This is a genomic window from Paenacidovorax caeni, assembly GCF_001298675.1.
In the GTDB taxonomy this organism is placed as follows: Bacteria; Pseudomonadota; Gammaproteobacteria; order Burkholderiales; family Burkholderiaceae_C; genus Paenacidovorax; species Paenacidovorax caeni.
In genome coordinates this window covers 37097-62894 of the sequence record NZ_CYIG01000003.1, presented here as the reverse complement: position 1 = coordinate 62894, position 25798 = coordinate 37097, and the positions used below count along the sequence as shown (strand labels likewise).

The window sequence follows — 25798 nt, the reverse complement described above, 5'->3', positions numbered from 1 at the left end:
GCACCAGGGGCGTGGCCGATTGCGCTTTGCATCCGACAGGCATACGCTGTCTTCGTAACCCATCACACAGCAAGGAGGACACGCCATGGCCACCGCACAACCCCTGTACCACGCGCCCGTTTTCGAGCCCACCGTGGACGAACTGGCGACACTCAAGCACCTGGAGTTGGGCCAGTCCATGGGCATGCCCGAGGCGCTCAAGCAGCACCTGTCCGGGCGGCTGGTGGAGCACGGCTACATCACCAAGACCGCGCAAGGGCAGTTCATCCTGACAGACAGCGGGCGCCGCTGGATTCGGCGCCAGGAGGGTTGAGCACACAGGGCTGACCGCGCCGCACAGCAGCGTCGCCAAGTGCACATTGCCATGAACAAAGCCGCATGCTGTAAAGGCATGCGGCTTTGTTTTCAGTGCGGCATGACCACTGGCCCGCCACGCGTTGGCCGCGAATCGTGCCAGTACGGTTCGCAACGCGGGCTTCACCAAGGCCTGCGGCCACGACTTTTCCGTGAACCTCAGCCCTGTGCCACATCGATGTAATAAACCCCCCAAGGGCACAAACCAAAGCGTTCTTTGAGGGGCTTGTCCTTGAATGCGGCCAGCCGGTCGGCATCGTAGACCGCCCATTGGGGCCCCAGGCCGCCCAGGCCCATGGGCTTGCCGTCCATGTGGGTCGCCAAAATCATGCGATAGGCCGCGACATCGGCGACGCTGATTTCGACGTTGTAGCCGTCGAGCGCGCGCATACCCAGCCGCAGGCCGGGATCCGCTTTGACGCCGGCAGCCGACAGCACATCGAGCAGCGCCGGGCCGCTGAGGGTATGCACCTTGCCGTCGTATTCCAGGGTGGGGCGAATACGGGTCTTGGGCAGTTTCTGCAATGCCGCCGCGTCGAAGGTGAACGCCTGGCCGAACCTGACGCCGTGCTTGGCCATCATCTGGTCCAGTTCGGGATCCAGTGCAGGCCGGTTGCCTTGGGGTACCAAGCCACCTACGGTCAAGAGCGTGGGCCCGGTGGCGGAGGCCGCGGCCAGTGCAGGCGTTGGCGACAGGCTGGCGGCCCCGATCAGGGCAGAGACATTCAGAAAATCACGTTTGTTCATGCAAGCTCCAAGGGGTTGGCGAGCGCATTCCGATGGTGGCACAACGATGGGCGATTGGCGGTGTACCGGGGAGCGGGCATGTGTGGCAAGACTTGCTGGCTGTCGAAGTGCACACATGCACCCAGAATATTCGCCCTGGCGGGAGGGTTTGTCTGAACCAGGCGGCAGGCGGTATCCGTAAGGGGCATGACGGTACTTTTTTCGGTATCCAGTGGAGGTACCGTCAAAAGTGCCCGGCTGCAAGCGCACCTCAGCACACCTTGGCGAACGATTGAAGCCCGCTCTACAGAGGGGAAAAGAAAAAGGCCGCACGTTCTGGGAACTGTGCGGCCTTCAATGTGGTGCCGGAGGCCGGAATCGAACCGGCACGCCTTGCGGCGGGGGATTTTGAGTCCCCTGCGTCTACCAATTTCACCACTCCGGCGGGGAATTCGTGAAGCACTAAATTATGGCACAGTAGTGGCGTATGACGTCACTCACCAAGCACTACCCCACCATCGAAGACGCGATCGGCCGCACGCCGCTGGTTGCGTTGCAACGCATCGGCGCGCAGGACAACCAGGCGCGGTGCAACGTGGTGCTGGGTAAGCTCGAGGGCAACAACCCCGCGGGCTCGGTGAAGGATCGGCCAGCGCTGTCGATGATCCGGCGCGCTGAGGAGCGCGGAGAAATCCGCCCCGGAGATACGCTGATCGAGGCCACCTCGGGCAACACCGGTATCGCGCTGGCCATGGCGGCGGCCATCAAGGGCTACCGCATGGTGCTGGTGATGCCGGAGGATCTCTCCATCGAGCGCGCCCAGACCATGAAGGCCTTTGGCGCCGAACTGATCCTGACGCCCAAGAGCGGCGGCATGGAGTACGCCCGCGACCTCGCCGACACCATGGTCAAGCAGGGCAAGGGCCGCGTGCTCGACCAGTTCGCCAACCCGGACAACCCGCGCATTCACTACGAAACCACCGGCCCCGAGCTGTGGGAGCAGACCGAGGGGCGCATCACCCACTTCGTCAGCGCCATGGGCACGACGGGCACCATCACCGGCGTGGCACGCTTTCTCAAGGAAAAGAACCCGGCGATCCAGATCGTGGGTGCGCAGCCGCGCGAGGGCTCGCGCATTCCGGGCATCCGCAAGTGGCCCGAGGAGTACCTGCCCAAGATCTACGAGCCGCGCTTGGTGGATGAATTGGTTTATGTGGGCCAGGACGACGCCGAGGACATGTGCCGTCGCCTGGCGCGCGAGGAAGGCATCTTTGGCGGTATTTCCGCCGCCGGCGCTTGCTGGGTGGCACAGCAGATTGCGGCGCGCGAGCACAACGCCACCATCGTTTTCGTGGTGTGTGATCGCGGCGACCGCTACCTGTCCACCGGCGTCTTTCCTGCTTGAGGAAAAAGCCCTATGGCGCTTGATGGGCAAGCGCTATCAGCTATAAGAAAAAGAGCAATGCACTACGAAACCCGCTTCTGCCCCCATTGCGCCACGGCGCTCGTTCCCATCGTCATGGCCGAGGACGGCGGCGACAAGGAGCGCCTGCGCTGCCCCGCCTGCGGCTGGACGCATTGGAACAACCCCACGCCGGTGCTGGCCGCCATCGTCGAGCTGGACGGCAAGGTGCTGTTGGCACGCAATGCCGCCTGGCCGCCGAAGATGTTCGCATTGATCACCGGCTTCATGGAGGCGGGCGAATCGCCCCAGGAAGGCATCGCGCGCGAGGTGAAGGAAGAAACCAACCTCGACGTGCTGTCGTGCCGCATCGTCGGCGCCTACGAGTTCCTGCGCATGAACCAGGTCATCATTGCCTACCACGTTGTGGCGCGCGGCGAGGTCAAGCTCTCGCCCGAGCTGGTGGACTGGCGTCTGTACGACCTGCATGAACTCAAGTGCTGGCCCGCCGGCACGGGCTACGCGCTGGCTGACTGGCTGCGCACACGCGGGCATGAGCCGGTGTTCTTCACGGCCGAGGAAAATGAAGAGCGCCGGCGCGGGCTGGGCCTGCCGAAGGACTGAAAGACATGAACATCCACAAGGAAATCGACACGCGCGGCCTCAACTGTCCGCTGCCTATCCTCAAAGCCAAGAAAGCGCTGGCCGACATGGCCAGCGGCCAACTGCTCAAGGTGCTGGCCACCGACAGTGGCTCGCTGCGCGACTTCCAGGCGTTTGCCAAGCAGACGGGCAACGAGCTGGTGGAGCAGCAGACGGTGGGTGAGGAATACATCCACGTGCTGCGGCGGCGTTGATCAGGTAGCCCTGCCGGGTTGGCTGGTGCGCACCGTGCGGGACTATGTGCACTCCCATTGCGCGAAACCAGCTTCCCGGTACAGCCGCTGGTACAAGGCATAGGCACGCAGTTCGACGGCACGCTGGAAGGCGAGCGCACGCGGCCTGTCCCAGTCCGTGTTTTTGCTGCCTTCGGCGGGGGAGCAGGCGATCCAGTGTGGAGCGTGCGATGGGTCCATGGCACTCCACACCATCCATTCATCGGGATCATCGGATCTTTGCCGCTTCTCCTTGGGTGAAGCATCACCGTCGCTGCGGTTGTGTGAGGCATCCCACACGCGGATGTTGCCGATGCTGTTGCCCAGCACACTCCGGGCTTCACGAAAATCCTCCACCGTCCCGCTCTTGCCGACAATGCGCCAATCCGGCGACCAATGGGCAGAGGGAAGGATGTGGTCGAAGTCGTAGGGCGTGTCTTCGTCCATCCCTGCCAGGGGTTCGGCGTCCAAGCCGTTCAGATAGCTGCGCTGCAGCCATAGCAGCATGGGGTGCTGGTGGCTCCAGGGTTGCCACCAGTGACGGTAGAACTCACGGGTGCGACGGTTTTTCTCGCTGTCGTCTTCCGGGGTGGCAAAGCGCTGGTGGCCCAGCAGCGTGGCCGTGTCGCTCAGGTGCAGTCCGAGCCCCGCGATGGCCGCGGGCGGCTGCATGGCCAAGCCCGCGCCCGCTTCGACCACCGCATGGGCTATCTGCCGGTCGAGGTCCGAGTGGTCGGTGCTGTTCTGGATCACATCAAAGGCCGTGCGGCTGGCCTTGGGTTTATCCCAGACCCAGCGCATCCACCACAGCACCATGCGCAGGGCCTGTGCGCGTGTGGCTTCGTTGACCGGGTCTTGCAGAAAACCCGATTGGGCCAGCCGCAGCAGGACTTGTACCAGTGGCCGCCCCAGGTAGGGCAGCATCAGGGCGGGCAGGCCAGCGTCGCCTTCGCCCCGGTAGAGCAGGTTCTTCTGCACGGTGTCAAAGTAGCCTTGCAGGACCTGGGGGCCTGCGCTGCCGAGCAGGGCCAGCATGTCGGCCTGGCGCTGCTGGGGGTCGCCATCCTTGGGGCGTATGACCATGCGCTGAAAGTCATCCTTGCTGGGGTTGTCATGGTCCAAAACGTCTTTCCACTGCACCGCAGCCAGGCGCAAGGCCGACATCACCAGGTCGGTCGCGGTCAAGAGCCCGGCGACCCTGGAATGGGCGTGCAGGCGCTCCACCATGCCGTGGACTGTGGGCATCATGTGCTTGAGGATGGAATAGATGTAGTCCGCATCCGATAGCGGGGTGGCATTGCTGCCGATGCGCTGGAACAGGCGTGCCAGCGGTGGTTCGGTGCCGTCCTCGCTGTCGGCCTGAAAGAGTGCCGGATCGACCCGCACCAGGGGAATCTGGGTGGCAAAAATCCGCTGCAGCCCGAGGGCCAGTTGGTCCAGCCGCTGGAGGATTTGGGTGCGTTCAGCAGGCGGAATATCGCCCCATGGGGCACGCAGGACGGCGATGCCATCCTCGATGGCCAGGGTTTGGACGCTTTGCAACTCCTGCAGCAGGGCGTGCTTCCAGGCGTTGGCATCCTGGAGCTGGCGCCACGCTTGCACCCATTGGCCCAAGTCCACCGGAGCGCTGTACTTGGCGCCTGCCGGATGGGGACGGGCCTGCGCCAACAAATCCTGCGCGGCCACGGCGGCATAGGCCTCCCTGGCACGGCGGCGCTGGTCCAGCGACAACTTGCGATTGGGCTCATGGCGGTCATAGCCAAACGGCTGGTGGCGGGTGCTGACGCGCAGCCGCACGCGGTGGCCTGCTGCGGGCTCATCGGCCAGGTCCACCCACAGGCGGCGTTGCCCGGCACCTGCGGCGAAGGCGCTCCAGCCCGTCAGCATGGCCAGAGTGCGTTGCTGGCCATCGACCAGCCCCAGGCGCTGCGCAGCCGTTGCCGCTTGGGATCCCTGGGCCAATGCCACACGGGCATCGTTGTGCTGTAGTTCGCTGGCCATGAGTGCGCCGATGGGCATGCCTGACAGCAAGGAGTCCCACAGGTCGATGATCTGCTTGGGCTTCCACACAAAGCCGCGCTGAATCATCGGCAAATCGACGCCGACGGCGGGATGCTCTCCGGCGGCCATATCCAGCCAATCGGCCAATGCAAGCACTCGGATGGTGTTGCCGTGGGTGAAAAATCCCGAGATGCTGCGGGACAGAATGCCTTGCGCACCGTCTGAGCGTGGCTCATGCCGCGACATAGAAACTCCTGATTTGATAGCTGGTAGCGCTTGCTGTGAAAGGGCTGGCGTCCAATCATTCTTCTACGCTGCGCAGTGTTTTGTGCACGCTGCGCACGGCGTCCCCAAACCCGCGCAGCTACCAGTCCAGCATCGCGCTGTCCACCATCGTGGCGGTGACTTCCGTGCAACGGTCGTCCACTTTCCCAATCTGCGGGTCTTTGGACAAAGGCGTTCCCCGCAGGTGAAAGCCGGCATCGTGTTTGCCGCAAAACTGCAGCCTGATGCGGCGCCCCTCGCCAAACCCAAACCGTTCATCAGCGTCATATTTCTGCAGGTCGAAGCCACGCGGGCGTTCAAAGGCCTCCGGCGAGACCTCGGCATTTTCCAATGCGGTGCAGGGCCAGGCTGCGTTCGTTGTCAAAACCCTCGAAGAGCCACACCAGGTACAGGCGTGGGCCTCGCTGTGCCAGCCCCAGTGACATCACTTTGGTCCGGCGGCGTGCGCCCGCGTGGAATGTGGTGCTGCCGTTCCACAATCAGCAGTGCGGTGTCCAGGGCTCAGAGCGCGGGGGTACAGGGAGTGTGAAATTTCATAGCTGTTCGCACTTGCCGTATAAAGCTTAGAGGCCGATTTGGTTCGAAGAAATTAATTCATGCCGGTCAGGACGTGTGCTACGACTTTACCGCGACGCAGCAACACCAAGCCTTCGCGCCCGCACAGATGCTGCCAGCTTGTAGGTGGGCTGCGAAACTCCCACAGTTCGTCGCCGAGTTGCAACTGGACAAGGAGCTGCAGCCATGCGCTGTGCATGAAGCCAAACGGTACGGGCTTAGGCCCCAGCGCCTCGTCAGTGACCAAATGTGCCGTTTCAGCTTCGGCGGGGGTGACTTGGCATTGGAGCCAGTCGGTGGGCATGGTGCGGGTCATACGATCTCCTGCATTGGTGAGGGTGCATGATGCTTCCGAGGCGCGAAAAATTGTGCCGCATGGGTGGGGCTACAGCAACACAGGCGCGTCAGGCAGTTCGTTGCTGCTGGGGGCGTTGTCGCTGGCAGGAAAGTGCGCCACCAGCAGCGCTGAGACGTCGGCCAGCACCTCGGTCAAGCCGTCTTCGTACTGCCCGGCGCGCAGGGCCTGGCCCAGGCGCTGCACCAGGGTGTGCCAAGTGGCCTCGGGCACGCGCTGCGCCAGGCCCCGGTCGGCCACGATTTCAATGGCGTGCTCGGCCAGCAGCAGGTAGATGAGCACGCCGTTGTTGTGCTCCGTGTCCCACACGCGCAGCTTGCCAAACTGGGTGATGGCGCGTTCGCGCGCGCTGGCGCCGCGCCACAGGTAAGACAGCGGCAGACCGCCTTCTGCGCAGATGCGGATTTGCCCGGTGTGGCGGCGCTCGCTGGCGGCCACGCGCTGGCCCAGGCGCTGCAGTACCTCGGGCGTCAGCACCCGGCGCAGGCGGCCATCGGCCCAGCGGTGGCGCAGCAGCCGGGTCAGGCGCTGCAGCGGTCCAGGGTGTGCCATGGGGGTTGTTCTCCTACGTTGAATCACCAGTCGCCCGAGGCGCCGCCGCCACCAAAATCCCCGCCGCCGCCGGAACTCCAGCCGCCGCCGCCACCACCTCCACTGCTGCCCCCGCCGCCGCCCCAGCCACCGCCGCCACTGCCAAAAACCACCGGGCTGCCACGCCCGGCAAAGGCCCAGGTGTAGAGCAGTGCCGCCAGGCCTGCACCCACCGACAGCAGCACGCTGGCCGTGGCGAGAAACGCCAGCACCCCCACGCCGCCGCCCATCAATAGGCCGCCCAGGCCCTGGCCGAACACGGCGCGGGCCACCGGCCCTGCCACCATCACGCCAAAGAACAGGAAGACCGCCAGGTCTGACCAGTCGGTGTCGTCTTCGGCTTTTTGGGGCGTGGGAGCGGGCAGCGCTTCACCGGCAATGCGCGCGCCCAGTTGTTCGATGGCGGCTTGCAGCCCCCCGGCAAAGTCGCCGCTGCGAAAGCGCGGCTTCATGGCCTCGTCGATGATGCGTGCGGCCGCAATGTCGGGAATCGCGCCTTCGAGCGCCTTGGCCACCTCGATGCGCATGCGCCGCTCGTCTTTGGCCACGATGAGCAGCACGCCATCGCCCACATCGCGCCGGCCAATCTTCCAGGTGTTGCCCACGCGGTTGGCAAAGGCGGCAATGTCTTCGGGCGCGGTGGCGGGCACCATCAGCACCACCACCTGGGCGCCGTGCTGCTGCTCGATGGCGGCGAGCTGCGCCTCCAGGGCCTGGCGCTGGCTGCTGCTGAGCGTGCCGGTTTGGTCGATGACGTGGGCCGTCAGGGCGGGCACGGCGCGCAGCGCCGCCTGCGCCTGGGCACTGGCCGGAAAGGCGCTGGCTGCTATGAAGAAGAGAGCTGCCAGCGCTTGCCACCAAAGGGCAAAAGCCATTTTTTACTTAGAAAAATCCACGGCGGGCGGGGTGCTGATCTGCGCCTCGTTGTGTACCGTGAAGCTGGGCTTGGGCGCGTAGCTGAAGGCCATGGCCGTGAGGTTGGTGGGGAAGCTGCGCGCCAGCACGTTGTACTGCTGCACCGCCTCGATGTAGCGGTTGCGCGCCACGGTGATGCGGTTTTCGGTGCCTTCCAGGGTCACGCGCAGGTCACGAAAACCCTGGTTGGCCTGCAGCGTGGGGTAGCGCTCGGCCACCACCATCAGGCGGCTGAGCGCGCCCGACAGTTCGCCCTGCGCTTGCTGGAATTTCTGGAAAGCCTCGGGGTTGTTGAGCGTTTCTGGCGTCACCTGCATCGAGGTGGCTTTGGCGCGCGCCTCCACCACTTTGGTGAGCGTGTCTTGCTCAAACGCCGCCTCGCCCTTGACGGTGGCGACGATGTTGGGCACCAGGTCGGCACGGCGCTGGTACTGGTTCAGCACCTCGCTCCAGGCGGCCTTGGTTTGCTCGTCCAGACGCTGGAAGTCGTTGTAGCCGCAGCCCGTCAGGCCCCAGGCCAGGGTGAGCGTGGCAGCAAGGATGGCAAAAAAGCGTGGCATGGCAGCACCCCCGGCGCCGGGAAGCGGGCGACAGTGCCTGCGGCGGCCAGGGTGGGGCGATTGTGCCGCAGCCGCGCGCTGCGGCACATGCGCTACAGCGCCAGCCCTTTCAGGTAGGCGCGAAACTGCGCTCCCACCTGCGGGTGCTGCAGCGCCAGCTCCACCGTGGCTTCCAAAAAGCCTTCCTTGCTGCCGCAGTCGTAGCGCTTGCCTTGGTACTGGTAGGCGTAGACGGTTTCATGCGCCATTAGGCGGGCGATGGCGTCGGTGAGCTGGATCTCGCCGCCCACGCCGCGCGGCTGGTTGCGAATTTCCTCAAAAATGCGCGGCGTCAGCACATAGCGCCCGGCCACGCCCATGCGCGAGGGGGCCACCTCCGGTGCAGGTTTTTCCACGATTTGCTCCACGCGCAGCAGCGGCCCGCCTGCGGCCTCGCCCTTGACGATGCCGTAGCGGCGCGTGTGTTCGGGCGGCACTTCCTGCACGGCCAGCAGCGAGCGGCCTTGCTTGGCAAAGGCGGCGGTCATTTGCGCCATCACGCCGGGGCCACCGTTGTCACCCACCATCAGATCGTCGGCCAGCAGCACGGCAAAGGGTTCGTGACCCACCAGCGGCTCAGCACACAGCACGGCGTGGCCCAGACCCAGGCTGCGCGGCTGGCGCACGAACAGGCAGTTCATGTCGGCCGGGCTGATGGAGCGCACCAGCTCCAGCATTTCCTGCTTGCCCGCTTGCTCCAGCTCGCTTTCCAGCTCGTAGGCGGTGTCGAAGTGGTCTTCAATGGCGCGCTTGCTGCGCCCGGTGACGAACACCATGTCGCGGATGCCAGCCTCGTAGGCTTCTTCCACGGCGTACTGGATCAGTGGCTTGTCCACCACCGGCAGCATCTCTTTGGGCGAGGCTTTGGTGGCGGGCAAAAAGCGGGTGCCGAGGCCTGCGACGGGGAACACGGCCTTGCGGATACGGGTGCTGACCATATAGACCACTCCTAAAAAATGAGCTTCTGGCACTTGATTTTGAAGGGTTTGGAGATTTTTTCTTTTCCAAACCCTTGCCAGTCAAGCGCGAGCAGCTATTGTTTTTGCAATGATGGGTGCATCAGCCCAGGCGGGCCAGTTGTTCCTGGATGCGCGCCAGGGTGGCACCAAAGTCGGCCACGCGCTTTTTCTCTTGCTCGATCACAGCGGGCGGGGCCTTGGCCACGAAGGCCTCGTTGCCCAGCTTGGCGTTGGCTTTGGTGATTTCACCTTGCAGGCGCGTAGCTTCCTTGGAGAGGCGCACCTTCTCGGCGGCCACGTCAATTTCCACGAACAGCGCCAGGCGCGCACCACCGACCACGCTGACCGGGGCGTTTTGCGCTTCTTTCTCCCAGGCCGCGGCGTCGTCAAACACCTTGACTTCGCTGAGCTTGGCCAGGTTTTGCAGCACGGCGGCGTTGGCGCGCAAGAAGGCGGCATCGTCGGCGTTGTCGGCTACGGCCAGCAGCGGCAGGCGCTGCGCGGGCGACACGCCCATCTCGCCGCGCAGGGTGCGGCAGGCGTCCACCGTGTTCTTCAGGCGCGCCACGTAGGCTTCGGCGGCTTCGTCGATCTTCGCGGGCTCGGCCTGCGGGTAGGCCGCCACGGCAATGGACTCGCCCTTGAGCCCGGCAATCGGCGCCACCACCTGCCACAGCGCTTCGGTGACGAAGGGGATGATGGGGTGGGCCAGGCGCAAGATGGCTTCGAGCACGCGAATGAGCGTGCGGCGCGTGGCGCGCTGCTGGGCGGCGTTGCCGGTCTGGATTTGCACTTTGGCAATCTCCAGGTACCAGTCGCAGAACGCATTCCAGACGAAGTCGTACAGGGTGTTGGCCACGTTGTCCAAGCGGTACTCGGCAAAGCCCTTGGCCACTTCGGCCTCGGTTTTTTGCAGCAGCGAGACGATCCAGCGGTCGGCCTGGCTGAAGTGCAGGTAGCCCTCGGCGCAGCCCTGGGTGGTGTCCACACCGCAGTCCTGGCCCTCGCAGTTCATCAGCACAAAGCGCGAAGCGTTCCAGAGCTTGTTGCAGAAATTGCGGTAGCCCTCGCAGCGCTTGCTGTCGAAGTTGATGGAGCGCCCCAGTGTGGCCAGCGCGGCAAAGGTAAAGCGCAGCGCGTCGGCGCCGTAGGCGGGAATGCCTTCGGGGAATTCTTTTTGCGTGTTTTGGCGCACCTTGGGTGCGGTTTCGGGGCGGCGCAGGCCTTGGGTGCGCTTGTCCAGCAGGGGTTCGAGCGCAATGCCGTCGATCAAGTCCACCGGGTCGAGCACGTTGCCCTCGGACTTGCTCATTTTCTTGCCCTGCGCGTCCAGCACCAGGCCGTGGATGTACACGTGCTTGAACGGCACGCGCCCGGTGAAGTGCGTGGTCATCATGATCATCCGGGCGACCCAGAAGAAGATGATGTCGTAGCCCGTGACCAGCACGGAGGAGGGCAGGTACAGGTTGTAGTCGTCGGTGGCCGACTCGCTTTGCTGCGGCCAGCCCATGGTGCTGAAGGGCACCAGGGCGCTCGAATACCAGGTGTCGAGCACGTCGGCGTCGCGGGTCAGCGTTTTGCCGGGGGCTTGCGCCTGGGCTTCTTGTTCGTTGCGCGCCACATAGACGTTGCCGTCCTCGTCGTACCAGGCCGGAATCTGGTGGCCCCACCACAGCTGGCGCGAGATGCACCAGTCTTGGATGTTGTTCATCCACTGGTTGTAGGTGTTGACCCAGTTCTCGGGCACGAACTGCACCTGGCCGCTGGCCACGGCGTCAATGGCTTTTTGCGCAATGCTCTTGCCTGTGGCGTCGCCCGTGCCTTCTTTGGCCACTTTGTTCATGGCGACGAACCACTGGTCGGTCAGCATGGGCTCAATGACTTGGCCGGTGCGGGTGCAAATGGGCACCATCAGCTTGTGCTTTTTCACTTCAACCAGCAGGCCCAGGGCTTCGAGGTCGGCCACCACGGCCTTGCGCGCCACAAAGCGGTCCATGCCCTGGTACTTGGCGGGGGCATTCTCGTTCACCGTGGCTTGCAGGGTGAGTACGCAAATCATGGGCAGCTTGTGGCGCTGGCCCACTTGGTAGTCGTTGTTGTCGTGCGCGGGTGTGACTTTCACGACGCCGGTGCCAAATTCCTTGTCCACGTAGGCATCGGCAATGATGGGAATCTGGCGATCGCACAGCGGCAAATTCACCATCTTGCCAATCAGGTGCGCGTAGCGTTCATCTTCGGGATGCACCATCACGGCCACGTCGCCCAGCATGGTCTCAGGGCGCGTGGTGGCCACCACCAGCTGGCCCGAGCCATCGGCTAGGGGGTAGGCGATGTGCCACAGCGAGCCGTCTTTTTCCTCGTTTTCCACTTCCAGGTCGGACACGGCTGATTGCAGCACCGGGTCCCAGTTCACCAAGCGCTTGCCGCGGTAGATCAGGCCCTGCTGGTACAGCTTCACAAAGGTGTCGGTGACGACCTTGGAGAGCTTGTCGTCCATGGTGAAGTATTCGCGGCTCCAGTCCACGCTGTCGCCCAGGCGGCGCATTTGCGTGGTGATGGTGTTGCCCGATTTTTCCTTCCACTCCCACACTTTTTTCACGAAATCGGGGCGGCCCAGGTCATGGCGGCTCACGCCTTGCTCTTGCAGCTGGCGCTCAACGACGATTTGCGTGGCAATGCCGGCGTGGTCAGTGCCCGGCACCCAGACGGTGTTGTGCCCCAACATGCGGTGGTAGCGCGTGAGGCTGTCCATGATGGTCTGGTTGAACGCGTGCCCCATGTGCAGCGTGCCGGTCACGTTGGGCGGAGGCAGCTGAATGCAAAACGATGGCTGGCTGGCATCGGCCTGGCCCGTGCCGCGCACGCCAGCAGCGCCGTAGCCGCGCCGTTCCCACTCGGGGCCCCACTGGGCCTCCAGGGCCGCAGGCTCGAAGGATTTGGACAGGCTGTTCAGGCCGGGTTGTTCGATCGTGTCGCTCATGGCAATGAAAAACGGCATCCCGCAGGATGCCGCTGAGGCAGTGGTGTGGAGGAGCGGCGATTTTATCGCCCCCGCGCTGCTCTTAATTCAATAGCTTTTAGCGCTTGACAGGAAAGGCCAAGAGGCCAATTTGGCTGAGAGCCTGTTCGCGATCTTTGAGCCTATTTCTTAAACCCCGGTGCCCGGCACGTACTCCGGCCGGTCGTTCTGCTGCGGCCGCAGGGGCGCGCTGGACTGGCCCTGCGCGCGCTCGGCGCGCCATTGCGCCTTGCGCTGCGTCCATGCGGCCAGGCGGGCGTGGGCGGTCTGGCTCTCGCGTGCCATCTGTTCGGCGCCGGCCACCTGGGCTGCCAGTTCCAGGCGGATGCCGTTGGGGTCGAAGAAGTAGATGCTCTTGAAGATGTGGTGGTCGGTCACCCCCAGCACCTCGATGCCGTGCGCCTGCAGCCGTGCCTTGGTGTCCTCCAGCGCCTGCACGCTGTCCACGCGGAATGCGATGTGGTTGACCCAGGCGGGCGTGTTCGGTGAGGGGGCGGGCTGCACGTCGTCGCCCAGGTCGAAGAAGGCGATGAACGAGCCATCGCGCAGGCGAAAGAAGAAGTGCGTGTACGGGCAGTACTCGCCCGTGCTGGGCACATAGTCGCTCTGGATGATGTGGTACAGCGGCAGGCCCAGCAGATCCTCGTAGAAGTGGCGGGTTTCTTCGGCGTCGCGGCAGCGGTAGGCGAAGTGGTGCAGCTGCTCGATGGCTGCGGGTGCGGGCAGGGCCATGGCGGTCTCCTGGAGTGGTTTGAAAATTCTACTATCCGTAATTAATTTACCAAATGTGAATTTTTGATATGGCCTTCGTGACGCGCCAAAGCACAACGCCCCGGGGTTGCCGGGGCGTTGTCGTGTCGTGGCTTGGGGCCGAGGGGCGTGCGGTTCAGCGCTTGCGCTTGTGGCTGACGTGTAAATCACAAAGAAAAATGCTTCCAGCGCTTGTGTAGAAAGCGCTGGAAGCTATTGAAAGAGGAGCGATTTGGTCGCTCCTCCGCGCGGCTTTAGCGCTTGGTGAATGCCAGCGGCTGTGAGAGGGCCTCGGCGCCCGCCAGGTCGGTCACTGACAGCATCAGCGTGTGGTTGCCTGCGGCCAGCGGCGTGGGGCGCAGGGCCGAGTCGAGCACCACTGTCACGGGCGAGCCGAATTCGAAGGCGATGCCGCCGCCCGGGCTTGCCACGGGGGCCTGCTTCGCCACGTCGTAGAGGATGTGAAGGGGCTCCACGGTGTCGCCCGCGTAGATGTCGCGGTCGACGCGGTCGGTCGGGTCGCTGGGGTCGGAGAAGTCGATGTCCCGTGCGCCGATGATTTCGCCGGCCATGCGCATGGTTGCCGGATCCCACTTGTAGTTCAGCAACAGCAGCACGATGCGCGTTTCAGCGGTGCGGGCGCTTTTCAGGCGTACCGGTGCGCCGTACAGGGCCGCGTTGAGGCTGCCGCCTTCGCTGATCTGGATGGACAGGGTATAGAGCAGCAGGGGTTGGCCGCCGAGCTGCAGCCATTGCTGCGTGTCGTAGAGCACCTGGCCGTAGCCTTCGACGATCTCGGCTGCGGCGATGGGTGTGCTGCCGGTGATCTTGACCACCCCGGCGCCGGCCGGCTGTACCTGCAGCAGATCGGCACGCTGCACGCCATACAGGGAAGTGATGTCGCCGAAGATGGTGTCGCCCCGGACTTGCAGCGGCGCGATGTAGATGGCCGAGGGAGCTTGCTCGGCCTGGCGCGTGTGGCGCTCAAGCAGGCCCATGTACCCGCTGGGCATGGCCAGTGCCTGGTACACGTTGCGCTGGCGCGCGCTGCGCGTGCGCAAGGGGAAGTAGATGCTCAGGCCGCTGGCGTTGCGTGCCTGGGGGCCAGTGATGTTGAAAACGATGGCGTCCTGCAAGGCCTGGTTCAGTGCCGCCTGGGGGCCGGTGGCAATGCCATCGGCACTGAGCAGGGCGGCGAACTGGCGCAGGTCCACCAGGTCAAGGGCGTCCTTGGCGTCCGGCTCGTAGCCAAAGGTGGTGGTGCGCACGCGCGCCATGGCGACCTGCTTCCAGCGCTCGATGGCGGCGTCGCCCTCAGCGAGCAGGGTGCCGGGCATGGCCTTGGTGCGGGGCAGCGCCGCGGCGAACGTGGGTGGCCAGAACACGCCGCCGTTGGCATTGGCGCGCTTGGCGCCGCTGTCGTAGTAAGCGTGCACGGCGCTTGCCCACTGCTCCAGCCGCTCCAGCAGCGGCCCGAGGCGCGCGAGGTCAATGATGCTGAATGTCACGTAGTCCGACAGCGGTGGAATTGGGCTGCCCTCGGGGCGCTCGCGCAGTTGCTTGTCGTGGAAGGCCGTGGCCACGATCTGGCCGAACTCCGGCAGGCTCGGAACGGGCTGGCGCGCGGCGGTTTCGATCACGCTCTTCCAGTCCCAGCCCGAGCCCGGCTCCAGCTCCTGCGATGCGCCCAGGTAGCGGGCATAGGGCTGGACCACTTTGGCCACTTCCAGCGTGGCCATCAGGCAGGCGTCGAAGCCGATGTAGTCGAGCGTAATGCCCGTGGCGGCCTTGAAGCCTTGCAGGGCTGCTGACATGGCGGGCAGCGACATCATCTTGCCTTCGCCCGGATAGTTTTCGTCGCCGCCATAGCCGTAGTAGCCGCTGCCGTGGTCCCACAGAGCCAGCATGGTGCGTTCGGCGGGGTAGGTGCGCACGCCCCAGATCAGGAAGTCCTGCAGCGTGTCGCTGGAATCCATGTCACGTGCGCCCAGGTCTGCCAGCTCCTTCAACGCGCCGTTGGCCAGCTCGAAACGCTTGACCGTCTTCCAGCTCGGCACCAGGCCGTCGGGGTCGCGCTTGTCGGCGCCCCCCGTGGTAATGATGACGCGGGTGTACGCCGAGCCTTGGGCGGCGAGCATTTCCAGCAGGTTGGTGGTGCCTGCGTTGCCCATGCTCTCCAGGTTGGAGCCCAGCAGGTAGACGAGCAGCGTGGTGCGGGGCGGGGTGGCATCGTCGCCGCTGCCGCCGCAGGCGGCAAGCCCTCCGGCGAGCAGGGCGGCTGCGGTGCCGAGCATGTGGCGGCGTGAAATGGGGGGCATGAAAGTCCTCGCAGTGGTGGGGTGGATGGAAGCGTGAAGGAACGGGGCGCAGTGGGTCAGGGCCGCAGGCTGGGTGGCACCAGGCTGCGCTTGAACTCATCGATCAGCGCACGTGCCTTTTCCGGGTCGGTGTATGTCGGCGGGGTGCCGTCCGCTGGCTGTGCCTTCTGCGCGGTGGCCTCGCCTTCCCCCTCCAGTGGTTTGCCTGGGCACACGGTTTCGCGCTGCGCGGGCGTTTCGCCGAGCAGATAGGCCGTCACCAACGGATCGACGCAGCTGTCGTCGTAGGGGTACACGCCATGCTGGAAGTCGCGCGTGACGTACACGCGGCGGGCTCCGGGCAACTGGGCGAAGAAGGCGTTGGCACCGTCGGTGTTGGTGGCTGCGTCGTACTGCGTCTGCACGAACAGCACCGGGAGCTGCCGCATGGCAGCCGGGCTGGGCTTGCTGACCGAGGGGCCACCCCAGAAGGCACAGGCGTTCAGCACCATCAGGCCGCCGAAGTACATGGGGGCCTGCTGCGCCAGGCCGCGCACCGTGGTGGTCCATTGCGCCAGGTCGGTGATGGCGGGCGTGTCGTTGCAGCGGATGGCGATGCCGCCCGCTCCGTTGGCCTCGATGTTTTGGGGCTGTGGCACCAGCCAGTTGCTGCGGTACTTTTCGTAGAGCCTCCATGCAACGGCGCGTACCTGGGTGTCCTGCGAGGGGTTAGTGGGGTGGAACACCTGCTGCGCCAGCGCGTGGCGCACCGCGCTGTCATCCGCCGCATCAGGCACGCTTTGCAGCACCGTGTCCAACCCTTGCGCTGCCGCGATGTGGCCGAGGTACGCCATGGCGTCCACGCGTCGGTAGCCCAGGCCGCTCAGGAACTCAGCCAGCACGGCCTGCACGCGTGGGTGCAGGCGCGGCATGATGGCGCGCACCTCGGCCTCGGTGGCGCCCAGGCGGAAGACGTCCGGGTGCCGCACGGCGTAAGGTGCCATCACTTCGTCGAACAGGCGCTGGCGTGCGGGTGGTTGCGAGTGCAGCAGCGATTTTTCGATCGTGGTGTCGAAATCCAGCGCACTGTCGAGCACCATGCGCCCCACCTTCTCGGGGAACAGGCTGGCGTACCAGGCGCCCAGCCAGGTGCCATAGGAGTAGCCTACGTAATTGAGCTTGTCGTCGCCGAGCAGGCCACGCAGCAAGTCCATGTCGCGCGCCGTGGCGTCGGTGTTGATGTAAGGGGTTAGGGGGTTCTTCTGGCAGGCCTCGGCTGTCTTGCGGCCGTTGTAGTGGGTGTTGGCGAGGTTGTCAGGGGCGTCCCAGCCTGCCGGGCTGTAGTCCACGAAGCGCTTCAGCTCGTTGGTGGCGCAGTGCAGCTGCGTGCTGGCGCCCATGCCGCGCGGCGAGAAGCCCACCATGTCGTACTCGGCGAGCAGGCGCAGTTGTTGCGCGCCTAGCGGGCTGTCAGGGTTGCCCAGGGCGAAAGCGTTCAGCAGTGTGAGGGCATAGCCCAGTCCATCCTCGCCCGGGCCGCCCGGGTTAAACAGCAGGGCGCCGCGCCGCTTGGACGGGGTGCCAGCGGCCAGGCGCATGACCGCCAGGGTGACATCGCCGCGCGCGGGGTTAGACCAATCCAGAGGCGCGCGCACCATGGCACAGCGCAGCCGCTCGCCCGCCAGTGCCCACAGCGTTTCGAGTTTGGGGCTGCGCGGGCCGAGGATGCTGGTGTCGCACTCAGTCCACTGCACAGCCTGCGTGCGGTACGGCTGCAGCGGGTCGGGCGGGCTGCTGCTGTTGCCGCCGCCACAGGCGGCCAGGCCGGCGGCCAGGGCGACGGCGGCAGCCAGCCGGGCAGTGCGCTGGCTGGTGGGGAGCGGCATGGTGCGTTCTTCGGTAGCGTGGTGCATGGGTACTACTTTTTTTATAGCTGCTAGCGCTTTTCTGGTATGCGCTGGAGGCCGAAAACACTGTTGAAGCAGGTGCGTCTGAGGAGGCATCGTAAGGATTTGTGACGTGTTGCGGTATCCCTGAAATTGGGTAATTTGAGGGCGGTGGCGCCAGAGCGTGCCTGTGCTGGTGCCACCGCGGCGCGGCAGACGGGTGCGAATTACCCAATTTCAGGGATAGGCGGCGGGGCCGGCGTCGCCTAGGATGGCGTCTGCCTTGCACTCCCCGTTGTCGACGCTGCCATGCCATGACTGCTTTCATTACCGCCCCCGAATCCGTGCTGCCCGCACCCGTACTGGTGGTGGAAGACGAGCCGCTACTGCAGCAGCGTTTACGCGGCGTGCTGCTGGCGCTGGGCTACGCGCCGGATGCGCTGCTGTTCGCAGCGACACTGGCCGAGGCGCGCGCCTGCCTGGCGCAGCAGCCCGTGGCGTTGGCTCTGGTGGATTTGCAGCTGCCCGACGGCAATGGGTGCGATCTGATCGTGCAGTTGCGTGCCGACGACCCTGGCCTGGGCATCCTCGTGGTGTCTGCTTGGAGTTCGGAGGATGCGATTCTGGGCGCGCTGCGCGCCGGTGCCACCGGCTACGTCCTCAAGGAGCGCGACGACGTGGAAGTGCAGCTCTCCATCCGCAGCGTGCTGCGCGGCGGTGCGCCGATCGATCCGTTCATTGCGCGGCGCATTCTGGAGCTGTTGCCCGTACCCGCGCCCGCCGCCGTGGGCGCTGCCCCGGCCGAGGCGCTGAGCGAGCGCGAGGGTGAGATCCTGCGGCTGGTGGCCGATGGCCTCTCGAACCGCGAGATCGCCGAGCAACTTTTCCTCTCACGTTACACGGTCGAGAGCCATGTCAAGCGCATCTACCGCAAGCTGGCTGTGTCGTCGCGCACGGGCGCGGTGAGCGCGGCGCGCACACGCGGGTGGCTGGGCTGATGCGGCGGCTGGTGGCGTGGCTGGCGCTGTGGCTGCTGGCCTGGCCTGCGGCATGGGCGGACGAGGGCCAGGAGTGCATCCCGCGCATCGTGTCGGCGCAGGTCGCACGCTCGGCCGATGGCGCACGGCCGGTGGAGGGATGGGAGCCGGTCACGCTGCCAGACATGTGGGAGCGCCGCTGGCCCGGCTACAGCGGTACGGCCTGGTACCGCATTGACTGGGTGCGTGCGGGTGCGGAGTGCAGCGCCAGGGCCGCCGAACTTGGGCTGGGTATCGACGGCATCGGCAGCGCGGGCGAGGTGTTCATCAACGATGACCTGCTGTGGCGCGACGCCTCGCTCGCCGAGCCGCTCTCGCGCAGTTGGAACGTGCCGCGCTGGTGGTTGCTGCCGGCGTCCTCCCTGCGCGAGGGCACCAACACCGTGTGGGTGCGCGTGGTGGGCGTGGCCGCGCTGTCGTCCGGCCTGGTGGGCACACTGCGCCTGGGCGATGCGGCGGACGTGGCGCGCGCGCAGGAGCAGGCCCAGTGGCGCCAGCGCACGGTGTACTTCGTCAACGCCGTGCTCGCCGGCATGGCGGCGGTGCTGTTTCTGCTGGTGTGGGGCCTGCGGCGGCAGGAGCGTGCCTATGGCTGGTTCGCCCTCATGTCGCTGTGCTGGCTGGCTTACCTGAGCACCTACCTGGCGGACACGCCCTGGCCATTCACCGATTCGCTGGACCGCGCGCGCGCCAGCCTGGTGGCGCTGGTGGGCTACGTGCTGTGTGCCTGCCTGTTCACTTTCCGCTTTGGCGAGCAGCGCCTGCCGTGGGCCGAGCGTGCGCTGTGGCTGCTGGCGGCCTTGGGTGCGGCGGCGGCGTGGTGGGCGCCGCAGGGCGCTGAGAGTGCCTGGTTTGCCACCATTTGGCGCGGCGCACTCGGGGTGTTTCTGCTCAACGGGCTGCAGTTCCAGTGGCATGCCTGGCGGCCTGGGCGCGGCGTGGCGCAGCGGCTGCTGGCGCTGTGCTGGCTGGTGCTGGTGGTGGTGGCACTGTTCACGCTGGGCCTGGTGCCGGACGTGTGGCACGTGGCGCGCAACTGGGCGGCGCTCAGCGGCATTGCCACCATCGTCCTGGTCATGTTGCTGCTGAGCGGCCAACTAGCGCAGCAGATGCGCAGCGCCGAGCGTTTTCAGCGCGAGCTGGAGGCACGCGTGGCCGAGGCACGCACTGAACTGGCCCAGGCTGTGGCGCGCGAGCATGCGCAGGCGCTGGACAACGCCAAGCTGCAGGAGCGCATGCAGATCGCGCACGACCTGCACGATGGCCTGGGTGGCAGCCTGGTGCGCGGCATGGCACTGCTGGAGCAGGCGGGCGGGCAGTTGCCCGGCGAGCGTGTGCTGTCGCTGCTCAAGACGCTGCGCGACGACTTGCGCCAGGTGATCGACCACGGATCGAGCGCGGGCGCTACCGTGCCTGCAACGCCGCTGCAGTGGCTTGCGCCGCTGCGCCACCGGGTCACGCGCCTGCTCGATGAGATGGGCGTGGCCAGCGAATGGCGTATTGCTGCGCAGTGGCGGGGCACGGTGGAGGAGGGCGGTTGCCCGAGCGCACTCCAGTGCCTGCTGCTGACGCGGCTGGTGGAGGAAGCGTTGTCCAACGTCATCAAGCACAGCCAGGCGCGGCGCGTGTGCGTGGAGTGCACATTGCCGCAGCCCGGGGTGTTTGCGGTGCGCGTCGAGGATGACGGCCGGGGCTTCGACGTGGCCGCCGTGCAGCGCGCGGGCATGTCGGTGGGTATGCGCAGCATGGCGGCGCGGGCCGAGCGCATGGGCGCGATGTTCCGTGTGGATTCCGGCGCGAGCGGCACGGTCGTGACCGTGACGCTGCACATGCCACCAGGCCAGCCGGCTGCGTGAAGGTGCCCCAGCGGGCGCCCGTCCTGCTCTGGGGCGGCCCGTGAAAAATGGAGCGTTGGGGCTGGCTGAAAGTCCAGCCAGGGCATCTTTCTCATGCGTACGGTGATGCGCGTGCCGCGCAGTGCTAGCGCATGTAGGTGCCGCCGGGACCGATCACCGCGATATCGACGTAGCTGGAGCCGTTGTGGTTCTGCGCACTGAAACGGTAGGTATGGCCGCCCAGGTCGAGCCGGTTCAGCCCCTCCATGGCCTGTACCAGGCCAGGGCCGGTGACACCCGGGCCGGCAGCGCGCAGGCCTTCCAGTAGCACGCGTGCGTCGAGGTAGCCAACGAAGTGGTCGTAGTTCACTTCCAGGCCGTGCTGCTTCATCGAGGCCTGGAAGTCACGCGTGACCTGCATGGTGGCGCGCAGCGGTGAGGGCGTGGTGCGCGCCACGGCCAGGCCGCGTGCGTCGCTGCCCAGGGCCTTGAGCACTTGCGTGCCCGCACCCAGCGACAGCGTGTACAGCGGCACGCCCAGGTGCGCACGGTGGGCGCGCACGTAGGCCACCACGGACGGCCCTGCGGCAACCATCAGCATGGCGTGGGGCTGCAGGGTGGCCATGGCCTTGGCGGCCTCCCCGGCATCCTTGCCGCTGCTGTCGATGGCGTGCGCGCCCACCAGGGTTGCGCCTTCGGCAGCGATGGCTTGCTCGGCCAGCGGCAGGGCGAGCTTGCCGAAGTCATTGTTCTCGTAGGCGATGCCAATGCGCGTGCTCTGGATCGATACCAGGTTGCGTACCACCTTGGCCAATTCGTCAGCGTAGCTGGCATTGGTGGTGAACAGCCAGGGGCTGCGTGCCGCGCGCAGCGCGGGGCTGCCGGTGTAGACGGCGATCAGCGGTGTCTTGGCCTGCGGCAGGTAGGGCAGCAGCGCCAGTACCTGCGAGGTGCCGGCCTGGCCGAAAAGGGCCACCACGCCTTCGCCTTCAACCAGTTTGTGGGCGTTTGCCAGCGCGCGCTGGGGCTCGAAGCCGTCGTCCAACGTGACCAGCCGCACCTTGCGCCCAGCCACACCGCCGCCAGCGTTGAAGTCGGCAATAGCGGCGTCCTGCCCTGCGTGAATGGGGGCCAGGAACGGCGCCATCGGGCCGGACAGCGCGGATGAACGCCCCACCAAGATGTCGCCTTGCGCGGACGTGGAGCGCGCCTGGGCATGGGCGAGCACGGGGGCGGCCAGCGTCGCGGCGCCTGCGGCGATGCGGTGCAGAGTGTAGCGGCGGCCGGTGTCGGGTGCACCGGCCTGGTGGCGGACGGATGTGGAGTGCATGCGGGTCTTTCCTGGACAGGCGAAGGAAGGCGCAACCAGAAGGGCTCGTGCCGTGCCTCCCCGGTATGCGCGCCGCATTGTTCCCAGGTTCCCGTGCAGGTGGTCCCTGGGGTTTCCCGAAAGAATTGTCTCTGCGGCGACAGTTCTATCGCCGTGGTTCCCTGCGCCGACAACGCGCCGCCTCCGGGGTGCAGTGAACGACGCGCGGCGAGGTGGCGTGGGACCGTGTCTCAGTTTGGCAGTGCTTGCACGCCGCGTACCACGTCGCCGACGACGATGACCGAGGGGCTGCCCAGCCCCGCGCGCGCGATGGTGGCGTGCAATTGGTCGAGTGTGGTCACAGCATGCCGCTGGTGTGGCAGGCTGACGTGCTGGACCACGGCCACAGGCGTATCGCCGGGCAGGCCGTGCAGTAGTTCCTGCTGGATGTGCGCGCTGCCCGCCATGCCCATGTAGATGACGAGGGTCAGGCGCAGGTCGCGTGCCGTGGCCGCCAGCAGGCGCCAGTCGGTGGCCGTGCCGCCGGGTTGGCTGTGCCCTGTGATGAAAACCACCCCCTGGGCATGTGCACGGTGCGTCAGCGGTGCGCCGAGCAGGGCCATGCCGGCCATGGCGGCGGTGATGCCACTGACCACTTCCACCGCCACGCCCGCAGCGCGCAGGTGCTCCACCTCCTCGCCGCCGCGGCCGAAGATGAACGGGTCGCCGCCCTTGAGGCGCACCACCTGCTCGCCTGCGCGCACGGCGTCGAGCATGAGCTGCTCGATCAGGGCCTGCGGGGTGCTCTTGCAGCCCCCGCGTTTACCTACGTGGACGATGCGCGCGCCCGGAGGCGCCAGCGCCACGATGGCTTCGCTCACCAGGTCATCCACCAGCACCACGGTGGCCGCCTGCAGCGCCTTCAGGGCCTTGAGCGTGAGCAGCTCAGGGTCGCCCGGCCCCGCGCCGACAAGGGTGCAGCGCCCTGAGCGTGCTGCGAGTGTGGATGGCGCGCTCATGCGCCGCGCGCCTCGATCTGCCGCGCCAGGTGCGCGATGTGGCCCACTTGCTGCGCCAGCGCTTCGGGCACGGGCAGCTCGCCCGCGAGCACGGCGCGGGTGTAGCGTGCCGTGCTCTCCACGTCGATGGCCTCGGGCAGGCCCGGCACTTCGGCGGCCGTGCCGCCCTGCTGCTCGGCCAGGACGTGGTGCGTGCCCGCCAGCACGCCGTCATAGCGCGGCTGGCGGCGCGGGTCTGCGGCAGACTCGCCTTCCAGCCCGCGCGAGAGCAAGGCGTGCATGCCCAGGGCCGACAGCGTGCCGGTCATGGTCTGGATGTACTCGGGGTGGGTGTAGCTCGACACCAGCAGTGCCGGGCCATGGCAGGGCGCCAGCAGCTTGACCAGGCTGTGCCCCGGCGTGCGCAGCCCGATGGCCTCGCGCACCGCCAGCAGTCGCGCCAGGCCGGGGTGCAGGTGTGTCGTGCCGATGTGCGCGACCGTGCCGTCTGCCACGGCGTCTGGCGCTTGCAGCGCGGGAATACCCAGTGCCTGCAGCACATCCGCCGCCAGCACGCGGCGCGCTTCGGTGCGCATGCCGTGCAGCAGCACAGGCAGGCCCTCGCGCGCCACCAGCAGGGCCAGCAGCGGCGTGAGCACCGGCAGCTTGCGCGCACCGTTGTAACTGGGCAGTACGACCATGGGTCGCCGTGTGGCGGGAAAGCGCGCCACGCGCGCCAGCGCGGCGTCGAGGAATCCGCACATTTCCTCCACCGTTTCGCCCTTGATGCGCATGGCCACGCAGAAGGCGCCGATTTCGAGGTCGCCGGCCTGGCCGTCGAGAACCTGGCCGAGCAGATCGGCGGCCTGGGCACGGTCCAGCGCCTTGGCGCCGCGCGTGCCACGGCCGATTTCTTTGATGTAGTGGCTGATGCCCATGGTGGTCGCTATGTGTCTAGGGGTGTGCTGGATTCTGCGGCAAAGCGTAGGTCACTAGGGTACTGCGACAGATGTGTTGCGAGTTTGCTGGGGTTTGCGCCAGAGAACTGGAGCACGTTCTCCATGGAAACGCTTTGGCCGAAAGCACCCGCAGGCGAGCGAGAGGGAGGGCGTGGCCCATGCCGCGACTGTTGCTCTTGGCTGTGCGATGGGGGCGCGCAAGATGCAAGCCGTGCCTTAAAGAGGTTGCGTGAGGTGTTGGACGCTGGCGCGCCGCGGTGCGGTGCTTGCGTGTGCAGGAAAGTAGTTGTGACGAATCAGGGCATCGCCACATAATGCTGACGCCTCTCCTGGCGCCTGCGGCAGCCGGGGGTGATGGAAACGCGACATTTCCTGAAAAGGAGCGCCTCATGCGAACGAATCTGCCCGTCAGCACGCAGGAGTACCCGTTTCCCAGGGGGCAAACCCTGGTTTCCACCACCGACCTGAAGGGGCGCATCCTTTACTGCAACCCCAGCTTCATCGAAGTCAGCGGCTACGAGCGCGAGGAGCTGCTGGGCCAGCCGCACAACATCGTGCGCCATCCCGACATGCCCGAAGAGGCCTACCGCGACATGTGGCAGACCATCGCCAGCGGCCAGCCCTGGTCGGCTCCGGTCAAGAACCGGCGTAAGGACGGAGACTTCTACTGGGTGATGGCGAATGTCACGCCCCTCATGGATGGGGATCAGCCCTCGGGCTACATGTCCGTGCGCACAGAGGCCACGCGCGAGCAGATTCAAAATGCCGAGCGCCTATACCAGACCCTGCGCGCCGAAAAGGCAGCGGGCCGCCAGGTACACATGCTGCGTGCGGGCAGCCCGGTGCGCGTGGATGCCTGGGGGCGCTGCTGCGCGCTGCTGGTGCCTAGCATGCTGGGCCGCCTGGTGCTTACTGCACTGGCCGTACTGGTCTTGGCGTTTGGGGCTGCACTGGTCAGCGGGCAGCCCATGCACATGGGCGCTGCCGTTGCCTGGGGCGTGGCGCTGGTGCTCACCTGCGCCATGGCGGGCCTTGCCTACCGCGTGGCGGTGGTGCCCCTGTTGCAACTGGTGCGGCAGGCTAACCGGCTGGCTGCGGGCGACTTGACGCAGCGCGTGAACGTCAAGCACAGTGGCGTTGTCGGCGACCTGGAAAAAGCCCTGGCCCAGCTCGGCGTGAACCTGCAGTCGGTCGTGCGCGATGCGCGCGACGAGAGTGACAAGATGCAGGTGGCTACCGCCAAGATCGCCCAGGACAACCGCGACCTGTCGGCCCGCACCGAGGCGCAGGCGGCCAACCTGGAGGAAACCGCCGCATCGATGGAGCAGATCACCGGCACCGTCAAGCTGACCACGGAATCTGCCAGCCAGGCGATGCAGCTGGCCAGCCAGGCCACTTCGGTGAGCGAGCGCAGCAGCAGCGCGGTGGACGGCGTGGCCCAGACCATGCAGCAGATCGAGGCGGCGTCGGTGCGCATTGGCGAAATCACGCAGCTGATCGACAGCATTGCCTTCCAGACCAACATTCTGGCGCTCAATGCCGCGGTGGAGGCGGCCCGTGCGGGCGAGCAGGGGCGTGGGTTTGCTGTGGTGGCCGGCGAAGTGCGCAGCCTCGCGCAGCGCTCGGCCAGTGCCGCCAAGGAGATTCGCCAGCTCATCGGTGACTCCGCCGCGCGGGTGCATGAGGGCCATGAGAAAACGGGCGCGGCGCAGCGCACCATGGCCGAATCGCTGGCATTGGTGCGGCGCGTGAATACCTGCATTGGCGAGATTCACAGCGCATCCAGTGAGCAGCTCACGGGCATTTCGCAGGTCAATTCCGCCGTGGTGCAACTGGACCTCATCACGCAGCAGAACGCGGCGCTGGTGCAGCACAACGCGGCGCTGGCCCAGGCCCTGCAGGCCCAGGCGCAGACCATGGCCGAGACGGTGCACGTGTTCCGCATCGACGCTGCAGGGCAGGCGCCGCAGGCCGACGCCGTGGCCCTGCGCCGCGCCATGAAGGACCAGCGCCAGGCGCCAGGCCCCGCACTGGCCACGCGGACTATCGATCACCCTGTTGCATCCGGTCTGCAGTTGGGCTGAAATGGGC

General features: G+C 66.3%; 22 protein-coding genes and 1 tRNA gene. 7 read left to right on the top strand and 16 right to left on the bottom strand.

From position 1 onward, the window contains the following. Positions 1 to 85: 85 nt before the first annotated feature. On the top strand, positions 86 to 313 hold the full coding sequence (locus tag BN2503_RS01945; RefSeq protein WP_054254962.1) for a hypothetical protein: 228 nt from the start codon (positions 86 to 88) through the stop codon (positions 311 to 313). A gap of 200 nt (positions 314 to 513) precedes the next feature. Here BN2503_RS01945 and BN2503_RS01940 read toward each other — a convergent pair whose 3' ends face one another. Continuing rightward, positions 514 to 1101, bottom strand: a complete 588-nt coding sequence (locus BN2503_RS01940) for a putative pterin-binding protein (protein WP_054254961.1) — start codon at positions 1099 to 1101, stop codon at positions 514 to 516. A 339-nt stretch (positions 1102 to 1440) separates the two neighbouring features. Further along, positions 1441 to 1525: transfer RNA gene (locus tag BN2503_RS01935), tRNA-Leu, on the bottom strand. 42 nt (positions 1526 to 1567) lie between these two features. Between BN2503_RS01935 and cysM the strand changes: the two genes are divergently transcribed. The 3 genes from cysM to BN2503_RS01920 are packed head-to-tail and all read left to right on the top strand — an operon-like array spanning position 1568 to position 3339. Further along, a complete protein-coding gene (cysM, locus tag BN2503_RS01930; protein ID WP_054254960.1) occupies positions 1568 to 2485 on the top strand; it encodes a cysteine synthase CysM in 918 nt (305 codons plus the stop codon). Positions 2486 to 2542: 57 nt separating this feature from the next. Further along, positions 2543 to 3106 carry an NUDIX domain-containing protein gene (locus BN2503_RS01925; RefSeq protein ID WP_054254959.1) on the top strand — a complete coding sequence of 188 codons (564 nt, stop codon included), beginning with the start codon at positions 2543 to 2545 and terminating at the stop codon, positions 3104 to 3106. 5 nt (positions 3107 to 3111) lie between these two features. Next, positions 3112 to 3339, top strand: a complete 228-nt coding sequence (locus tag BN2503_RS01920) for a sulfurtransferase TusA family protein (RefSeq protein WP_054254958.1) — start codon at positions 3112 to 3114, stop codon at positions 3337 to 3339. 42 nt (positions 3340 to 3381) lie between these two features. On the opposite strand, the gene BN2503_RS01915 is transcribed toward BN2503_RS01920, so the two are convergent. The 11 genes from BN2503_RS01915 to BN2503_RS01865 all read right to left on the bottom strand — a co-directional run bounded on the left by BN2503_RS01915 (position 3382) and on the right by BN2503_RS01865 (position 17596). Further along, positions 3382 to 5604 carry a DUF262 domain-containing protein gene (locus BN2503_RS01915; protein ID WP_054254957.1) on the bottom strand — a complete coding sequence of 741 codons (2223 nt, stop codon included), beginning with the start codon at positions 5602 to 5604 and terminating at the stop codon, positions 3382 to 3384. A gap of 118 nt (positions 5605 to 5722) precedes the next feature. Further along, complete coding sequence (locus BN2503_RS01910; protein ID WP_054254956.1) at positions 5723 to 5974, bottom strand: hypothetical protein; 252 nt, start codon at positions 5972 to 5974, stop codon at positions 5723 to 5725. Between the two features lie 258 nt (positions 5975 to 6232). Continuing rightward, complete coding sequence (locus tag BN2503_RS01905) at positions 6233 to 6514, bottom strand: hypothetical protein (protein WP_054254955.1); 282 nt, start codon at positions 6512 to 6514, stop codon at positions 6233 to 6235. A gap of 69 nt (positions 6515 to 6583) precedes the next feature. Further along, positions 6584 to 7105, bottom strand: coding sequence for a TPM domain-containing protein (locus BN2503_RS01900; RefSeq protein WP_054254954.1), 522 nt, complete (start codon positions 7103 to 7105; stop codon positions 6584 to 6586). Positions 7106 to 7128: 23 nt separating this feature from the next. Further along, positions 7129 to 8019, bottom strand: coding sequence for a TPM domain-containing protein (locus BN2503_RS01895; protein WP_054254953.1), 891 nt, complete (start codon positions 8017 to 8019; stop codon positions 7129 to 7131). 3 nt (positions 8020 to 8022) lie between these two features. Further along, positions 8023 to 8619: a LemA family protein gene (locus BN2503_RS01890; protein ID WP_054254952.1), complete on the bottom strand. Its 597-nt coding sequence runs from the start codon at positions 8617 to 8619 to the stop codon at positions 8023 to 8025. Positions 8620 to 8711: 92 nt separating this feature from the next. Then, positions 8712 to 9596: a UTP--glucose-1-phosphate uridylyltransferase GalU gene (gene galU / locus BN2503_RS01885; protein WP_054254951.1), complete on the bottom strand. Its 885-nt coding sequence runs from the start codon at positions 9594 to 9596 to the stop codon at positions 8712 to 8714. A 121-nt stretch (positions 9597 to 9717) separates the two neighbouring features. Beyond that, a complete protein-coding gene (locus BN2503_RS01880) occupies positions 9718 to 12597 on the bottom strand; it encodes a valine--tRNA ligase (protein ID WP_054254995.1) in 2880 nt (959 codons plus the stop codon). A gap of 168 nt (positions 12598 to 12765) precedes the next feature. Next, on the bottom strand, positions 12766 to 13368 hold the full coding sequence (locus BN2503_RS01875; RefSeq protein ID WP_054254950.1) for a VOC family protein: 603 nt from the start codon (positions 13366 to 13368) through the stop codon (positions 12766 to 12768). A 272-nt stretch (positions 13369 to 13640) separates the two neighbouring features. Next, positions 13641 to 15704 carry a clostripain-related cysteine peptidase gene (locus BN2503_RS01870; RefSeq protein WP_082366468.1) on the bottom strand — a complete coding sequence of 688 codons (2064 nt, stop codon included), beginning with the start codon at positions 15702 to 15704 and terminating at the stop codon, positions 13641 to 13643. Positions 15705 to 15760: 56 nt separating this feature from the next. Further along, positions 15761 to 17596 (bottom strand): alpha/beta fold hydrolase, encoded by a 1836-nt coding sequence (locus BN2503_RS01865; protein WP_054254948.1) that lies wholly within the window; start codon positions 17594 to 17596, stop codon positions 15761 to 15763. Positions 17597 to 17883: 287 nt separating this feature from the next. Here BN2503_RS01865 and BN2503_RS01860 point away from each other — a divergent pair, with 287 nt between their 5' ends. After that, positions 17884 to 18567, top strand: a complete 684-nt coding sequence (locus tag BN2503_RS01860; RefSeq protein ID WP_054254947.1) for a LuxR C-terminal-related transcriptional regulator — start codon at positions 17884 to 17886, stop codon at positions 18565 to 18567. Continuing rightward, the gene (locus BN2503_RS01855; protein WP_054254946.1) at positions 18567 to 20462 is read left to right on the top strand and encodes a sensor histidine kinase; all 1896 of its coding nucleotides are present in this window, start codon (positions 18567 to 18569) and stop codon (positions 20460 to 20462) included. Before BN2503_RS01860 ends, BN2503_RS01855 begins: the two co-directional genes overlap by 1 nt. A gap of 124 nt (positions 20463 to 20586) precedes the next feature. Here BN2503_RS01855 and BN2503_RS01850 read toward each other — a convergent pair whose 3' ends face one another. From BN2503_RS01850 to ybiB, 3 genes are all read right to left on the bottom strand, one after another. Then, positions 20587 to 21771 carry an ABC transporter substrate-binding protein gene (locus BN2503_RS01850; protein ID WP_054254945.1) on the bottom strand — a complete coding sequence of 395 codons (1185 nt, stop codon included), beginning with the start codon at positions 21769 to 21771 and terminating at the stop codon, positions 20587 to 20589. 230 nt (positions 21772 to 22001) lie between these two features. Next, positions 22002 to 22769: a uroporphyrinogen-III C-methyltransferase gene (gene cobA, locus BN2503_RS01845; protein WP_054254944.1), complete on the bottom strand. Its 768-nt coding sequence runs from the start codon at positions 22767 to 22769 to the stop codon at positions 22002 to 22004. Continuing rightward, on the bottom strand, positions 22766 to 23686 hold the full coding sequence (ybiB, locus tag BN2503_RS01840) for a DNA-binding protein YbiB (protein ID WP_054254943.1): 921 nt from the start codon (positions 23684 to 23686) through the stop codon (positions 22766 to 22768). The genes cobA and ybiB overlap by 4 nt, the downstream gene beginning before the upstream one ends. A gap of 410 nt (positions 23687 to 24096) precedes the next feature. Between ybiB and BN2503_RS01835 the strand changes: the two genes are divergently transcribed. Then, the gene (locus BN2503_RS01835; RefSeq protein WP_054254942.1) at positions 24097 to 25791 is read left to right on the top strand and encodes a methyl-accepting chemotaxis protein; all 1695 of its coding nucleotides are present in this window, start codon (positions 24097 to 24099) and stop codon (positions 25789 to 25791) included. Positions 25792 to 25798 lie beyond the last annotated feature (7 nt).

Coding starts and splice junctions, on each gene's coding strand:
- BN2503_RS01880 (WP_054254995.1), bottom strand. CDS start 12,597: ATGAGCGACACGATCGAACAACCCGGCCTGAACAGCCTGTCCAAATCC.
- BN2503_RS01905 (WP_054254955.1), bottom strand. CDS start 6,514: ATGACCCGCACCATGCCCACCGACTGGCTCCAATGCCAAGTCACCCCC.
- BN2503_RS01895 (WP_054254953.1), bottom strand. CDS start 8,019: ATGGCTTTTGCCCTTTGGTGGCAAGCGCTGGCAGCTCTCTTCTTCATA.
- ybiB (WP_054254943.1), bottom strand. CDS start 23,686: ATGGGCATCAGCCACTACATCAAAGAAATCGGCCGTGGCACGCGCGGC.
- BN2503_RS01855 (WP_054254946.1), top strand. CDS start 18,567: ATGCGGCGGCTGGTGGCGTGGCTGGCGCTGTGGCTGCTGGCCTGGCCT.
- BN2503_RS01860 (WP_054254947.1), top strand. CDS start 17,884: ATGACTGCTTTCATTACCGCCCCCGAATCCGTGCTGCCCGCACCCGTA.
- cobA (WP_054254944.1), bottom strand. CDS start 22,769: ATGAGCGCGCCATCCACACTCGCAGCACGCTCAGGGCGCTGCACCCTT.
- BN2503_RS01875 (WP_054254950.1), bottom strand. CDS start 13,368: ATGGCCCTGCCCGCACCCGCAGCCATCGAGCAGCTGCACCACTTCGCC.
- BN2503_RS01835 (WP_054254942.1), top strand. CDS start 24,097: ATGCGAACGAATCTGCCCGTCAGCACGCAGGAGTACCCGTTTCCCAGG.
- BN2503_RS01890 (WP_054254952.1), bottom strand. CDS start 8,619: ATGCCACGCTTTTTTGCCATCCTTGCTGCCACGCTCACCCTGGCCTGG.
- BN2503_RS01940 (WP_054254961.1), bottom strand. CDS start 1,101: ATGAACAAACGTGATTTTCTGAATGTCTCTGCCCTGATCGGGGCCGCC.
- BN2503_RS01870 (WP_082366468.1), bottom strand. CDS start 15,704: ATGCCCCCCATTTCACGCCGCCACATGCTCGGCACCGCAGCCGCCCTG.
- BN2503_RS01865 (WP_054254948.1), bottom strand. CDS start 17,596: ATGCACCACGCTACCGAAGAACGCACCATGCCGCTCCCCACCAGCCAG.
- BN2503_RS01850 (WP_054254945.1), bottom strand. CDS start 21,771: ATGCACTCCACATCCGTCCGCCACCAGGCCGGTGCACCCGACACCGGC.
- BN2503_RS01920 (WP_054254958.1), top strand. CDS start 3,112: ATGAACATCCACAAGGAAATCGACACGCGCGGCCTCAACTGTCCGCTG.
- cysM (WP_054254960.1), top strand. CDS start 1,568: ATGACGTCACTCACCAAGCACTACCCCACCATCGAAGACGCGATCGGC.
- BN2503_RS01945 (WP_054254962.1), top strand. CDS start 86: ATGGCCACCGCACAACCCCTGTACCACGCGCCCGTTTTCGAGCCCACC.
- BN2503_RS01925 (WP_054254959.1), top strand. CDS start 2,543: ATGCACTACGAAACCCGCTTCTGCCCCCATTGCGCCACGGCGCTCGTT.
- BN2503_RS01915 (WP_054254957.1), bottom strand. CDS start 5,604: ATGTCGCGGCATGAGCCACGCTCAGACGGTGCGCAAGGCATTCTGTCC.
- BN2503_RS01900 (WP_054254954.1), bottom strand. CDS start 7,105: ATGGCACACCCTGGACCGCTGCAGCGCCTGACCCGGCTGCTGCGCCAC.
- galU (WP_054254951.1), bottom strand. CDS start 9,596: ATGGTCAGCACCCGTATCCGCAAGGCCGTGTTCCCCGTCGCAGGCCTC.